Source organism: Stenotrophomonas sp. 169 (genome assembly GCF_014621775.1).
Taxonomy (GTDB): domain Bacteria; phylum Pseudomonadota; class Gammaproteobacteria; order Xanthomonadales; family Xanthomonadaceae; genus Stenotrophomonas.
In genome coordinates, this window is record NZ_CP061204.1 from 3,931,473 (window position 1) to 3,945,691 (window position 14,219).

The following is a 14,219-nucleotide window of genomic DNA, read 5'->3' on the forward strand; positions in this document are numbered from 1 at the left end:
ATGCACGACGTGCGCGCCCTGCCCCGCCGGGTGCTGATCCTGGGCATGGGCTACAGCGGGCGGTTGCTGGCCACCCGGCTGCAGTCGCTTGGCGTACAGGTCAGCGGCACGGTGCGCGATCCTGCCGCCGCGCCGCCGGACGGGTTGACCCGCCATGCGCTGGTCGCTGGCCGTGTTCCGGACGCGGCGCTGCTGGCCGCCGTGGATCAGGCCGACGCCGTGCTGAGCAGCGTGCCGCCCGATGCCGACGGCGACCCGGCACTGCGCGTGCTCCACGATGCCCTGCAGGCCAGTTCGGCCCTGCGCTGGGTCGGTTATCTGTCCTCGACGGGCGTGTACGCCAACCGCGATGGCGGCTGGGTCGATGCGCGGTCCGAGGCCGATGGCCGCAGCAGCGCAGCGCTGCATCGACTGCGTGCTGAAGCGCAGTGGCAGGCGTTGGCCACAGCGCGCACGCTCGATTCAGCGGTATTCCGCCTGCCTGCGTTGTATGGGCGCGGCCGCAATGCACTGGTGCAGCTGGCCGAAGGCCGCGCACGGCAGGTGCTGCGACCGGGGCTGGTGTTCAACCGCCTGCACATCGAAGATCTGGCCGCCGTCATCATCGCAGCGTTGCGGCAGCCAAGCGGGCATACGTTGTACCTGCCTGCGGACGATGAACCTTCCCCACCCCAGGACGTGCTGGCCTACGCCGCACGTCTGAGCGGGCGGCCCATGCCGCCGGCGCAGGCGTGGGACGATGCCTCGGTCAGCCCGACGCTGCGCCGCTTCTACGAAAGCAACAAGCGCATCGACAGCCGCGAAACGCGGGCCCTGCTGCAGTGGCAACCCCGTTTCCCCAGCTACCGGGAAGGGCTGCAGGACGCGTGGGTGCACGGCGACGGGCGTCAGTAACGCCCCGCCACGCTCGGCGGAACCTCCGCCATCACCCCGGCAGGCGGAAGAACGCCCGCGCGGCCGCCGTGGCATTCGCTGCGACGACCTCCACCGCTTCACCGCGATCCCGCGCAAGTTCTTCGACGATGTGGGCCAGGTACATCGGCTCGTTGCGACGGTCCTTCGGCATCGGCTTCAGTGACCGCGGCAGAAGGTAGGGCGCGTCGGTTTCAATCATCAAGCGATTGGCCGGGATGTGCTTGACCAGATCGCGCAGGTGCGCGCCACGGCGCTCGTCGCACAGCCAGCCGGTGATGCCGATGTACCAGTCCTGGTCCAGGTAGTCGAACATTTCCTGCCGTTCGCCGGTGAAGCAGTGCACTACCGCCGCGCCGATGCGGCCCTCGAAATTCTTCATCTGCGCCATGAAATCGTCGTGCGCATCACGCTGATGCAGGAACAGCGGCTTGCGTCCGCCGTCCGCAGCGCTGACCTCCGAGGCCAGCTGCAGCTGCCGCTCGAAGGCGCGGTGCTGCGCCGGGCGCGGGGCGAAATCGCGGAAGTAATCCAGCCCGCACTCACCCACGGCCACGACCTCGGCGTGCGCGTGCAGCGCGCGCATCTCGGTATCGCATTCGTCGGTGTATTCCACCGCATGGTGGGGATGCACGCCGGCCGTGGCGTACAGGAAACCGGGATGCTGGCGGGCCAGCTGCAGGGCGAGCGGCGAGTGCTCGCGGCTGGCACCGGTGATGACCATCTGTGCCACGCCCGCCTCGCGCGCACGCGCCAGCACGGCATCGCGGTCACGGTCGAAGGAGTCATGGGTCAGGTTGGCGCCGATATCGATCAGTTGCATGGTCATCGCTGTGGGGAAAACGCCGCGCCATTGTACCCGTGGCCCCATGCGCCCTTATCCTTGCAGGATGAGTACCCCGCACTTCCCGATTTCGTCGCTGTTGCCGCAGGTGCTGGATGCGCTGGCGGCGCACCCCCGGCTGGTGCTGGAGGCCCCCCCGGGGGCCGGCAAGACTACCCAGGTGCCGCTCGCGCTGCTTGATGCCCCCTGGCTGCAGGGCAGGAAGATCATCCTGCTGGAGCCGCGCCGCGTCGCGGCACGCAGTGCCGCGCAGTTCATGGCGCGCCAGCGCGGCGAGGACGTCGGTGACACGGTGGGCTACCGCATCCGCTTCGACAACAAGGTGTCGGCGCGGACGCGCATCGAGGTGGTGACCGAAGGCATCCTGACCCGGATGCTGCAGGACGACCCGATGCTGGAGGGCGTCGGCGCGATCCTGTTCGACGAATTCCATGAGCGGCATCTCAGTGGTGACCTGGGCCTGGCGCTGGCGCTGGATGTGCAGGCACAGCTGCGCGACGACCTGCGCCTGGTGGTGATGTCGGCAACGCTGGATGGCGAACGGCTTGCCCACTTCCTCGACGCGCCGCGTCTGTCCAGCGAGGGGCGCAGCTTTCCGGTGGAGGTCAGCCATTTTTCGGCACGCCGCGACGAACTGCTGGAACTGCAGGTCCGCCGCGCGGTGCAGCAGGCGTTGGCCAGCCATCCCGGCGATGTGCTGGTGTTCCTGCCCGGACAGCGCGAAATCCAGCGCGTACTGGCGGGTCTGCAGGACAGCGTGGACAACGGCACCGAGGTGCTGCCGCTGCACGGCGAGCTGCCGGTGGAACAACAAGGGCGCGTCCTGCAGCCCGCCACCGATGGCCGACGACGCGTGGTGCTGGCCACCAACGTGGCCGAATCATCGGTCACCCTGCCCGGGGTGCGCGTGGTGATCGATAGTGGCCTCGCACGCGAGCCGCAGTACGATCCCAACAGCGGCTTCACCCGTCTGGACGTGGTGCACATCGCGCAGACCTCGGCCGATCAGCGCGCCGGTCGCGCCGGTCGCGTCGCCAGCGGCTGGGCATGGCGGCTGTGGCCGCAGTCGCAGCGGCTGGAGCCCCAGCGCCGGGCGGAGATCGAACAGGTGGAACTGGCCGGCTTGGCGCTGGAGCTGGCGGCGTGGGGCAGCAGCGACCTGCGCTTCGTCGACGCGCCGCCGGCCGGACCGTTGGCCGCCGCGCGGGAGCTGCTGCAGCGTCTGGGGGCGTTGTCGTCCGGCAACGCGATCACGGCGCAGGGCCGTCGCATCCTGGCATTGGGCACACACCCGCGATTGGCCTCGATGCTGCTGGCGGCCGATACGGCAGGCGAGCAGGCGCTGGCTGCCGACGTCGCCGCGCTGCTGGAGGCGCGCGATCCGCTGCGCCAGGGCGGTGACGGGCTGGCCGCGCGCTGGCGTGCCTTGGCCGCATTCCGCTCCGGCCGCGCGCCCCACGATGCGAACCGCAGTGGGCTGGCCGCCATCGATGCGGCCGCGAAGCAATGGCGCCGACGCCTGCGCTGCAATGCCGTGCCGCCCACCAGCATCGAAGCGCATCGACTGGGCGACCTGCTGGCCCACGCCTTCCCCGACCGCATCGCGTACCGACATCCCAACGACCCGCTGCGTTACCTGCTGGCCAACGGCCGCAGCGCGCGCCTGCACGAACTCAGCGACCTGCGCGGCGAGCCGTGGCTGGTGGCCAGCGAGCTGCGCTTCGAGGCACGCGGTGATGCGTTGCTGCTGCGCGCTGCACCGGTGGATGAGCAGTACCTGCGCCGCGCATTTCCGGCGGGCTTCGTCACCGAGGACATCGTGCGCTGGGACGCCGATCGACGCGCGCTGGTCGCGCTGCGGGAAAGCCGTTTCGACCGCATCGTCTTCGACAGCCGGTCGGCGGGGCGCGTCGATCCCGCCCATGCCGCCGCCGCGCTGACCGAGGCAGTGGCCGAACTCGGGCTGCAGGCCCTGCCGTGGACCGACGGCCTGCGCCAATGGCAGGCGCGCGTGCAGGGGCTGCGCCGCTGGATGCCCGAACTCGCCTTGCCGGATGTCGGCGATGCCGCGCTGCTGGCCAGTCGCGCCACGTGGCTGCAGCCTGCCTTCCGCGGTAAGACCCGGCTGGATGCGCTGGATGAGGCCAGCTTTGGCGAGGCACTGAAAACGCCGATGGACTGGTCGCAGCGCCAGCTGGTGGAGCGCCATGCACCGACCCGCATCCGTGTGCCGTCCGGGCAGGAGCGCGCGATCAGCTACGCCCTGGACAGCGAGACCGGCGAGCCCGTGCCCCCGGTGCTCGCGGTGAAGCTGCAGGAGCTGTTCGGCCTGGCAGATACGCCACGGATGGCCGACAACCGTGTCGCCCTTACCCTGCATCTGCTGTCGCCGGGCGGACGTCCGCTGCAGGTCACCCAGGATCTGCGCAACTTCTGGGCGAACACCTATGCGGAGGTGAAAAAGGAGATGAAGGGGCGGTATCCGCGCCATCCTTGGCCGGAGGACCCGTGGACGGCCACGGCAACGCACCGCGCCAAACCCCGCGGGACGTAGGCTGGTCATCAGGAGGTGCGGGATTCCTGAATGGCGGCCATGGAGTCACGCCATCGGCCCGCTTGCCTGACATGCCGTTTACAGCGACCGCGCGACACTGGAGTCCGACCCGAGGCAAAGGACCCTACATGAGCAGACTGACCGTAATCACCGACCGTGCACTGGAACGCGCCCTTGACCTGGCCCACAGCGCCGGCGACGGCATCAAGCACGCAGGCGGCAACCTGGGCGGCAGCCTGCGTCATTTCGGGCCGACCGCTGCAGATTGGCTGAAGACCGGCGCCGCGCTGGGTGCCGTAAAGACCGGTGGCCGGATCGCGACCAAGGCCGTGCGCCGTAATCCGGCGGTGACGATCGCGGCAGCAGCGGTGGGCGTGGGCCTGCTGGGCTATGCGCTGTACCGCAAGCAGCAGAAGAAGAAGCTGGAAGGCGGTCATGTCGTCAACAGCCAGGCCAAGCGCGTGGCCGCCCGTGACCGTCGTGCCAACACGGTGGTGGACGAGCACAGCGATATCGGCAGCGATGCCTGAGCCGACGGGGTGGATCGATGATCCGCCTCCGGTTGTCCGCAACATCGCAGTAACGAAGGGCGTGGTGCAGACCGCGCCCTTCGTCGTTTGCGCGTCAGTCCACCTGCCGCCATTGGCCAGGCTGCAGGTCATCCAGCCGATATGGCCCAATAGCCGCCCGCACCAGCCGCAGGGTCGGCAGACCGACCGCTGCGGTCATCCGACGAACCTGACGGTTGCGCCCTTCGCGCAGGGTCACGGCCAGCCACGCGTCGGGCACGCTCTTGCGGAAACGTACCGGCGGATCGCGCGGCCACAGGGCGGGGGTGGGCATGGATACGGCACTGGCAGGCAGCGACGGGCCATCATTGAGCACCACGCCACGCCGCAACTGGTCGAGCTGGTCGTCGGTTGGCTCCCCTTCCACCTGCACCCAGTAGGTCTTGTCGGCCTTGTGCCGTGGGTCGGTTAACCGATGCGCCAAGCCACCATCGTCGGTCAGCAGCAGCAGGCCTTCACTGTCGTGGTCCAAGCGACCGGCGGCGTACACCTGCGGCGGCAGGCCGAACCCGGCGAGGGTTGGGCGCGGCGGTACGCTGCGGTCAGTGAACTGGCAGAGCACGTTGAAAGGTTTGTTGAAAAGGATCAGGGCCATCAGTGCAGGGCTCGGTCCTGGCCGGCATTGCGATGCGTGCCCGGACGGACAGCACATCCACCGGGCAGGCGTGGCAGGAGGAAAGTACGTCAAGTCTGACGCATGCCGTCCCATCCGTCACAGGGCCTGCCGGCGGAGTGCGGCGGGTGCCCTTGCAAGGCACCCGCCACATCGCGTCACCCTGGATCAGCTACGCGGCTTGATGAAGCGCAGCGTCATGCGGTCGCTTTCACCGATTGCCTTGTACTTCGCGGCGTCGGCGGCATCATGGTTGTTGGACGGTGGCAGGGTCCACACGCCGTTGGGATGATCCTTGGTGTCGCGCGGGTTGGCGTTGATCTCGCTGCTTGCGTCCAGCGTGAACCCTGCGGCCTTGGCCATGGCGATCACCTGCTGCTGTCCCACGTAGCCGGTGTCATCGTCATCACCGACGTCGGCCTTCGCACGGTGCTCCACCACGCCCAGCACGCCACCCGGCTTCAGTACCTCGTAGAAGCCCTTGAACATGCCCGGCGCCTGGCCTGACTTGCGCCAGTTGTGCACGTTGCGGAAGGTCAGCACCACGTCGGCCGAACCCGGCTTGCCGAACACCGGGGCGGCTGGGTTGTAAGCGACCTCGGATGCCTTGTCGAACTGCGCCGGCGCGGAGCCGAACTTTTTCTGCAGGCCCTCGCGGCTGCGCTGCTGGTAGTCCCGTCCACGTCCTTCCGGTACGGACATCGGATCCACGACGGCGGCCACGTACTGGCCCTGCTGGCGCACCAGCGGTGCCAGGATCTCGCTGTACCAGCCGTTGCCCGGGGTGATTTCGATGACGGTGCTGGTCGGCGTCACCTTGAAGAACGACAGCGTCTGCGCCGGATGGCGGTAGGCGTCGCGGGTAATGTTGGCCGGATCGCGCGTAGCGGACTTCACCGCCGCCTCGATCGCCGGGGATGCCTGCATATCCGCTGCGCCGGGGTTGGCAACAGGCGACAGGGCGTGCGCCGGTGCGGCGAGCACCATGGCCAGGGCAAGGCAACAGGCAGATGCGTTCAACAGGGTTTTCATGGATCGGCTCCCGCGGATGGTGGGCGCAGACTAGCAGCCGAGGCGCCCAGGGTGTTCACATAGCGTTATCGCAGCGCACGCGTGCGCAACACAGTTTTGTGGTCACTGCCGCAGCGCGGTCATGCGACACGATCTATGCTGGATGTTCGGTTATCCAGGAGACCTTCGCATGACAGCAACCCGCGAACTCGGCCGCTCCGGCCTGCAGGTGCATCCCATCGCGTTCGGCGGCAATGTATTCGGATGGAGTGCGGATGAGAAGCAGACCTTCGCCCTGCTGGATGCGTTCGTCGATGCAGGGTTCAATCTGGTCGATACCGCCGATGCCTATTCTGCGTGGGTGCCCGGCAACCAGGGCGGTGAGTCGGAGACGCTGATCGGCAGGTGGTTCGCCCGCAGCGGCAAGCGCGACAACGTCCTGCTGGCCACCAAGGTGGCGAAGTGGTCCGAGCGTCCCGGTCTATCCCCGGACAACATCAATGCCGCGGTGGAGGACTCCCTGCGCCGCCTGCAGACCGATCACATCGACCTGTACCAGGCGCACGAGGATGACGAGTCCACACCGCTGGAATCCACGCTGGGTGCGTTCGCCCGGTTGATCGAACAGGGCAAGGTGCATGCGATCGGTGCCTCCAACTACAGTGCATCGCGCCTTGCGGACGCCCTGGAGGTCTCGGCGAACTACCACCTGCCCCGTTATGAAAGTCTGCAGCCGGAGTACAACCTGTACGACCGGGCCGGCTACGAATCGGAACTGGAAGCGCTGGTGGAGCGCGAACAGATCGGGGTGATCAGCTATTACTCGCTGGCCAGTGGTTTCCTCAGTGGCAAGTACCGCCGCGCCGAGGATGCCGCCAAGAGCCCGGCCCGTGGCAAGAGCGTGGTTGAGAAGTATCTCAATCCGCGCGGCCAACGCATCCTGACTGCGTTGGATGACATCGCCAGTCGGCATGCCGCGACGGCATCCCAGGTGGCACTGGCGTGGCTGATCGCACGTCCGTCGATCACCGCGCCGATCGTCAGTGCGACCAGCGTGGAGCAGCTGCGCGACGTGCTGGCGGCGGCCCGCGTTGCCTTGTCCGCACAGGATGTCGCCGAGCTGGAGCAGGCCAGCGCGCAGGGCTGAAACGCCCCCTCCAGGCCATCCCACCGCGAGCGGCCCGGTGTGTGGCTCATGCTGGTTCCTCCTCGCGGGGTTGAATGGCGGCGATCTCGATCATGACCATCAGGCCGCTTCCTGCGATTGGTCATCGGCGTCCGCTGAGGTCTCCGCACGGATGCGCTCGAAGCCTTCGCCTTTCAGCAGCCAGAGCACTTCATCTTCGGCGTATCGCGTATGGGGCCGCAGGTCATTGCGTCGCGCGAAGTCAAGCGTGGCCCCATCGTTCTCTGGCGCGAGCACCAGATTGCGCGCGCTGGTGCCGCTGCGCAGGAAGTAAAGCGTGCCGGGTGTTCCATCGTGATCCACGTAGCGGACTTCTTCGTCCTCCCATACAAAACGGGATCGGGGCGGCAGCGTAGGGGGTGATGCCGGCCTGTCGGTAGTGGCGGGCATCAGAGCGCAGGCGATGGCTGGCCCGCTCACCTCGACGTCGTCCTGCTGTCGGCAAGGGGCAGCCATGTCGCCGGGAATCCAGCCCATGCCGCCGCGTTCAAACCGCTCGATCAGGTCCAGAAGCGGGTACTGATCACCGTCGTGCAGATCGTGCAGGCCCATCAACCTTCGGGTGACGGCACTCTGCGGCGACCTCAGCATCACGTTTCCCGGCACCGACGTTGAGAGCAGCAGCGGTAGCGCGCCCACCTGGCCGTGCTCGTCCATGTGCACCAGGATGTCAGTGCCCAATGAAAAGCTGTTCCGGTAAAGGATGGTCGGCTCGGCCTGCCCCGGCACGTGCACGCTCCTGGCGATCAGGAAGGGCAGATCGTCGTTCAGCATCTGCGGCCTGTAGCGCTCACCGCCGCACCATGTGGACTGCTCACGAACGAAGAGGTGGCGGGCGGGCAGGGCCAGGTCGGCCTCTTCATTCTCGCTGGACCCAGCGGCCGGCAAGGGCGTCGCCTCGAACCGGCAACCGGACATCTTCTGCGCACCTTCCACCAGTGCGTCGAGCGAGCTGCCCGTCAGGCCGAGCCCTGCTGCTTCATCGTGCACGGCGTACTCGCCATCGGCCATCGCGGTCACCTCCAGGAAACCCGCCCGCGCGCCGCGACACGGCGACGCGGCCGCGTTGATGAAGAAAACGAGAAACGTTTTCTGCAGTCCGGACGGCGCGCGGTGCTGCAGCAGGCGGAAACTGTTGCGGGCAAGCACCTGCGCAGACGGGACCAGCCGCCGGCGAAGCTGATCATCGTTGAGCACCGATACCGTCATCAGCGCGTACAGCGCATCGTCACCGAGCGCGGTGGCGTCGCGGGGCTCGGCGCGCTCGATCTGGCCCAGGCCGAAGTACTTGCTGGCCCCGGCGCGGCGCTGCGCGGCGGTGAGGTCCTCGGGCACCGCATGGGTCTTGATCCAGGTTGCCGCCGCGTCGCGTGGCGAGGGCGCGGCGGCGAACGCATCCAGGAAGTCTGCGCGCATGCCAGGCGGCACGCAGAAAGCCGGCTGCAGCGGCAGGAAGCGCATCTTGCCAACCTGCAGGCGCGCCTCGCCGGTGTCGTGGAAGCGCAGGCAGGAAAGGGGCTCGGCTGATGGCTCGGTGGCCGGCGTGGTGTCCTGCCAAGCGGGTGGCGCGGCGGTATCGGGTGGTGCCAGCGGCATGCTGGCGTTGGTCGGCAGGATGGCCCGCAGGCCGGCGGGCGGCGGCGCAGGGGTGAGGCGCGCGTTGCGGCTCATGGCGGGATGGCCTGATTTGGTGCCATGGGCGATCGCCTGCTTGGCCACTGCCGTGCTTTCCTTTGCATGCGGGGGCTGTTGGCCGGCGAGGCCCTGCGGGCGCCACGGCGGGGCCTGAGGATCGACCGCGCCGCGGCCGTCGCTGCCCAAGCGGCCATCCGGCCGCGCATGCCACCGACGGTGGTGGTTAGTCCGGCTGCGGCCCGGAGGCGCAGCAGCACCGGTTCGGCCGCTACCCGTCTGCGACGCCGGTCGCGGTGGCTTTACCGGTACTTTCACCTTGACCTTCGCTACGCCGGCCTCGACGCCCTGCAGCGGCCAGGCACTTGCTTCGGTCCATGTCGGTGCGGCCTGCCCCCCTGCCAGCGACGGCAGGGCAGGCCAGCCCGTCGATCCGACGCGCAGCAGGCCAGTAGCGTTGCGGTGTGCAGGGACGAACGCGACCGGCCTGCCCGCGGCCCGTGTGCGGCCAGACGCGGTGGCAGGCGGCAGTGCAGCATGCAGGCCTGCGAGCACACGCAGCCAGCCGATGCTCGCCACCAGAGCGCGTCCGGGGGCCGTCTGCGGCGGCGACATGGCGGGGCGTTGGCTGGCGCACAGCAGCGCACAGGCGGCCAAGCCCAGCACGATCGGTGCGATGTCGCCGTGCGCCGGCAGGCGTCCTCCCGTGATCTGGTGCAGGCTCGCCGCCAGCACCTGGAGCACCTGCGCAGGCGCCAGCGCGGAGAGCGGCAGCTGCTGCAGCGCGCTCACGATCTGTCCCTTGCCGGCCGCAGACAGCGCCGAGAACAGCTGATACGCCTGGTAGGGGAGACTGACACCGGGAATCAGCCGGTCAGCCTGCTGCACGGCACGGGAGAAACCGAGCACGGTTCCCCAGTGGATCAGTTCGCTGCCTGCGCCGTGCAACACCGCGCGCACTTCGTTCTGCAGCGCGACGGGCAGCACCGGCAGCGGCAGGTTGCCGACGCCGTAGACCGCACGTCCCGCAAGAGCGCCCAGCCCGTCGTGCAACGCGCGAGAGACGCTGAAGGTCATCTGCGAAGCGCAGCGGGCCTGCGCCAGCGGTGCTTCGGAACGCATGGGGGGAGCCCTGCCGTCATCAACTGACGATGATGGTGCACGCTGACGCGGCAGCGGACCACCAGGAATCGCGCGCGTCAGCCGGCGGTGGGGCGGGGACGGCTGTCTTCGGCTACCAGGGCATGATGGATGCCGACGCCGGCACGCACGCCCTCGGCGCTGGCCAAGGTGATGTTGCCGATCACGCTAGCGTCCCCGGCGGCATAGACGCCCGGGACACTGGTCTGCTTCTGCGCATCAACGTCGATCAGTACGCCCAGCGGGCTGTCGACCAAGCGGCAGCCCAGTTGCTCGACCAGCGGCGTTGCCATGGCCTGCAGTGCAGGGGCGAACAGTGCCCGCTGCGCGCTGTGTCGGCCGTCGGCCAGCACCAGTTCGAGCCATTGCGGTTGCTCGCCCTGCACGGCGACCACCGGCGTGGTTTCGATCTGAACGCCGCGCTGCTGCAGGCTGGCCGCCTCGTCGTCGGTGATCGGCAGGCCTTGGCTGAAGAACGTGATCGTGCCCCAGTCGGCCAGCAACGCCGCCTTTGCAGCGGCACCCTCCACGCCCCCCAGTACACCGATGGCCCCGCCACCTACTTCGTAGCCATGGCAGTAGGGGCAGTGCAGTACGGTGCTGCCCCAGCGCTCGGCCAGGCCCGGGATGTCGGGCAGCTGGTCACTGATGCCGGTCGCAAGCAGCAGCTTGCGCGCGGTGGCGAGGGTGCCGTCTGCCAAGCTCACCTGCACGCCGTCGGCGCCGACGGCAGCCTCCACCGCTTCACCGCTGAGCCAGCGCACGCTGGGGTAATCCAGCAATTGCTGGCGCGCGGTCTTCAGCAGGTCGCTGCCGGCGATGCCATCCATCCCCAGCACGCCATGCGAATGGCTGGCAAAGCGATTGCGCGGCTTGCCGGCATCGATGACCAGCACATCGCGGCGGGCACGGGCGAGCATGAGCGCGGCGGACAGGCCGGCGAAGCTACCGCCAACTATGATGACTTCAGTCTGCATGGTGCGCTCCGTGGTGGTGGTGCTGCAGGTGGCGGGCAAATTCCGCCCCCAGCGTGTCAAGCGTGGTCGAGCGCAGGCGTGCTTCCAGCAGGCGTTGTGCCTCCACGGCGCCTTCGTGCAGCGCCTGATCGACGAGCTGGCGGATCGGGCAGCCGATACCCTCGTGCTGCGCCTGGCCCTGCACCAGCGAGGGCGCGCCGACAGCAAGGTAGATGTCATGCAGCGAGATCGTTGCGGGCGGTCGGGCCAGCATGCTGCCGCCGCCGTGGCCGCGCGCGCTGTGCACCAGGCCTGCCTGCTGCATCTGCGAAAGCAGCCGCCGGATCACCACCGGATGGGTGGGAAGGCACGTGGCCAGCTGCGTGGAGGTCATCGGCATGGTCTGGCCCACCAGATGGGCCATGACGTGCAGGGCGTCGGACAATGGGTTGGCAGCTTTCATGTAACTAACATAGTTACATTTAATGCTGATGTCTATGGTCTTGATTCGTTCCATAGACGCAGACTCAAGCGCTATCACGAAGCTTTCATCTCATTGAATGCAACACAAACCGTGACCGAATTGGCACTTAAGCGGGGCGTTGTTTGACCGATACCGGAATTCCCTTCCCGGATCAGACAGCTCATGCGCACCGCCAGCCCGGCTTCCTCCCTTCCTGCGCGTGGCATCCAGTTCAAGCTGGTCGGTGCTACGGCGCTGGGCTTGTTGCTGTTGGTCGCTAGTGCCCTGGCTGGCCTGGCGTCGGCCTGGTTTGACCTGGGCACCGCAATGCCTGCCTCTTATGCGGTGAACCGCGATGCGGAGAAGCTGCAGCGCGAGTTCCGCCTGCAGGTGCAGGAATGGAAGAACGTGCTGCTGCGCGGCAGCGACGATGCGCTGCGCGAGAAGCATACGGCTGCACTGGTCGAAGAAGGCCGCAAGGTGCGCGATCTGGCGGCCACCGTTGGCCGTGCTGACGATGCGACGACCCGCGAACAGGTGGCCGCCTTCATGGCCGATCAGGACACGCTGGAGCGCGATTACCAGAGCGCACTCCAGGCCTACATTGCATCCGGTTACGACCCGGCTGCCGGCGATGCGCCGGTGCGCGGGCGCGACCGGCCCTTGGCCCAGGCGTTGGATACGCTTGCCGCACATACCGCGAAGGTCGCCGATGCGGCCATCGCCCAGCGCGCTACGGATGCGCGCGAACTTCTGGTGACCAGCGCCGTCGTGACCGTCGTCGCCGCGCTGTTGCTGCTGCTTGCCTTGGCTTGGTGGCTGCGCCGCGCCGTTGTGCGCCCGGTGGCGGCGGTGGAAGCGGCCGCACGTGCAGTGGCGGCCGGCGACCTTGATTACCGGGTGCCGGTGCAGGGCAATGACGAAATCGGTCGACTGGCCAAGGCGATGCAGGACGTGCAGAGCACGCTGCGTGGCGTGCTGGCCGCGCAGGCGGAAATGGCCCGTACCCACGACGCCGGGCAGATCAGCTACCGCATGCAGGCCGACGCCTTCCCCGGCGCGTATGGGCGCATGGTCGCCGATTGCAACGCACTGGTTGCGGCCCATATCCAGGTGAAGATGCGGGTGATCGACATCGTCAGCCGCTACGCGGTGGGTGACCTGTCCGAAGACATGGACCGACTGCCCGGCGAAAAGCAGGTGATCACCGATACGCTGGATCGGGCGAAGGTGAATCTGGGCGCGATCAATGCGCAGATCAAGCAGCTTGCCGGTGCTGCTGCGTCGGGCGACTTCAGCCAGCGGGGCGACGTGGCACGCTTCGATCATGACTTCGCCGACATGGTCGCTGGCCTCAACCAGTTGATGCAGGTGACCGATGGCAATCTGGGCCAGGTGTCGACCATGCTGCGCGCCATCGCCGATGGTGACCTGCGTGCGCGGATGCATGGCGAATTCCACGGCGTGTTCGCGCGCATCGCCGGCGATGCCAACACGACGGCGGCGCAGCTGGCCACGATCGTCGCCGACATCAAGCAGGTGGCGAACAGCGTGCAGGATGCGGCCGCCGAGATCGCCACGGGCAACAACGATCTATCGCAGCGCACCGAACAGCAGGCGGCCAATCTGGAAGAAACCGCCGCCTCGATGGAGGAACTGACGTCCACCGTTCGCCAGAACGCTGACCATGCGCGCACGGCGAACGAGCTGGCACACCGCGCCGCGACGGTCGCCTCGGAGGGCGGCGAGGTGGTTGGCCAGGTAGTGGCCACGATGAGCGGCATCGAAGCCTCGTCGCGACGCATCGCCGATATCATCACGGTGATCGACGGCATCGCGTTCCAGACCAACATCCTGGCGTTGAACGCAGCCGTGGAAGCCGCGCGCGCCGGTGATCAGGGTCGCGGCTTCGCGGTGGTGGCCAGCGAAGTACGCACGCTGGCACAACGCTCCGCTGCCGCCGCGAAGGAGATCAAAGACCTGATCGCGACCTCGGTGGACACCGTGGCCGAGGGGTCCGCGCTGGTGCGTCAGGCCGGTGCCACGATGGGCGACATCGTCGCATCGGTGCAGCGGGTCACCGACATCATGGCCGACATCTCCGCGGCGTCCCAGGAACAGAGCGCCGGCATCGAACAGGTCAACCAGACCATCGTGCAGATGGACGGTGCGACCCAGCAGAATGCCGCACTGGTGGAAGAGGCCTCGGCCGCCGCCCGCAGCATGGAACAGCAGGCAGCGCGGCTGACGGACGCGGTCGGCGTGTTCACGCTGGATGCGGCGCGTCGTCCGATGGCCACCGCGTAACGGCCATCGCGTCTGCTGGTCGTGCGGAGGGG

The 14,219-nt window shown here is 68.0% G+C and carries 11 protein-coding genes; 5 read left to right on the forward strand and 6 right to left on the reverse strand.

Annotation, left to right across the window (positions count from 1 at the left end; genetic code table 11):
• Nucleotides 1-894: an NAD(P)H-binding protein gene (locus tag ICJ04_RS17215; protein WP_188325379.1), complete on the forward strand. Its 894-nt coding sequence runs from the start codon at nucleotides 1-3 to the stop codon at nucleotides 892-894.
• 31 nt (nucleotides 895-925) lie between these two features.
• Here the strand turns inward: ICJ04_RS17215 and ICJ04_RS17220 are convergent, their stop codons facing one another.
• Nucleotides 926-1,735, reverse strand: coding sequence for a TatD family hydrolase (locus tag ICJ04_RS17220; protein ID WP_188325380.1), 810 nt, complete (start codon nucleotides 1,733-1,735; stop codon nucleotides 926-928).
• Between the two features lie 67 nt (nucleotides 1,736-1,802).
• Between ICJ04_RS17220 and hrpB the strand changes: the two genes are divergently transcribed.
• Both hrpB and ICJ04_RS17230 read left to right on the forward strand, forming a co-directional pair.
• Nucleotides 1,803-4,310 (forward strand): ATP-dependent helicase HrpB, encoded by a 2,508-nt coding sequence (hrpB, locus tag ICJ04_RS17225; protein ID WP_188325381.1) that lies wholly within the window; start codon nucleotides 1,803-1,805, stop codon nucleotides 4,308-4,310.
• A gap of 128 nt (nucleotides 4,311-4,438) precedes the next feature.
• A complete protein-coding gene (locus ICJ04_RS17230; protein ID WP_188325382.1) occupies nucleotides 4,439-4,840 on the forward strand; it encodes a hypothetical protein in 402 nt (133 codons plus the stop codon).
• 94 nt (nucleotides 4,841-4,934) lie between these two features.
• Here ICJ04_RS17230 and ICJ04_RS17235 read toward each other — a convergent pair whose 3' ends face one another.
• Nucleotides 4,935-5,474, reverse strand: a complete 540-nt coding sequence (locus ICJ04_RS17235) for a pseudouridine synthase (RefSeq protein WP_188325383.1) — start codon at nucleotides 5,472-5,474, stop codon at nucleotides 4,935-4,937.
• 186 nt (nucleotides 5,475-5,660) lie between these two features.
• Nucleotides 5,661-6,479 carry a methyltransferase gene (locus ICJ04_RS17240; RefSeq protein WP_223203089.1) on the reverse strand — a complete coding sequence of 273 codons (819 nt, stop codon included), beginning with the start codon at nucleotides 6,477-6,479 and terminating at the stop codon, nucleotides 5,661-5,663.
• A gap of 214 nt (nucleotides 6,480-6,693) precedes the next feature.
• Between ICJ04_RS17240 and ICJ04_RS17245 the strand changes: the two genes are divergently transcribed.
• Nucleotides 6,694-7,650 (forward strand): aldo/keto reductase, encoded by a 957-nt coding sequence (locus ICJ04_RS17245; RefSeq protein WP_188325385.1) that lies wholly within the window; start codon nucleotides 6,694-6,696, stop codon nucleotides 7,648-7,650.
• A gap of 99 nt (nucleotides 7,651-7,749) precedes the next feature.
• Here the strand turns inward: ICJ04_RS17245 and ICJ04_RS17250 are convergent, their stop codons facing one another.
• From ICJ04_RS17250 to ICJ04_RS17260, 3 genes are all read right to left on the reverse strand, one after another.
• Complete coding sequence (locus tag ICJ04_RS17250) at nucleotides 7,750-10,443, reverse strand: hypothetical protein (RefSeq protein ID WP_188325386.1); 2,694 nt, start codon at nucleotides 10,441-10,443, stop codon at nucleotides 7,750-7,752.
• Between the two features lie 77 nt (nucleotides 10,444-10,520).
• Nucleotides 10,521-11,438 carry an NAD(P)/FAD-dependent oxidoreductase gene (locus ICJ04_RS17255; protein ID WP_188325387.1) on the reverse strand — a complete coding sequence of 306 codons (918 nt, stop codon included), beginning with the start codon at nucleotides 11,436-11,438 and terminating at the stop codon, nucleotides 10,521-10,523.
• The gene (locus ICJ04_RS17260; protein WP_188325388.1) at nucleotides 11,428-11,880 is read right to left on the reverse strand and encodes an Rrf2 family transcriptional regulator; all 453 of its coding nucleotides are present in this window, start codon (nucleotides 11,878-11,880) and stop codon (nucleotides 11,428-11,430) included. Before ICJ04_RS17260 ends, ICJ04_RS17255 begins: the two co-directional genes overlap by 11 nt.
• A gap of 183 nt (nucleotides 11,881-12,063) precedes the next feature.
• Between ICJ04_RS17260 and ICJ04_RS17265 the strand changes: the two genes are divergently transcribed.
• Nucleotides 12,064-14,187, forward strand: a complete 2,124-nt coding sequence (locus tag ICJ04_RS17265; RefSeq protein ID WP_188325389.1) for a methyl-accepting chemotaxis protein — start codon at nucleotides 12,064-12,066, stop codon at nucleotides 14,185-14,187.
• Nucleotides 14,188-14,219 lie beyond the last annotated feature (32 nt).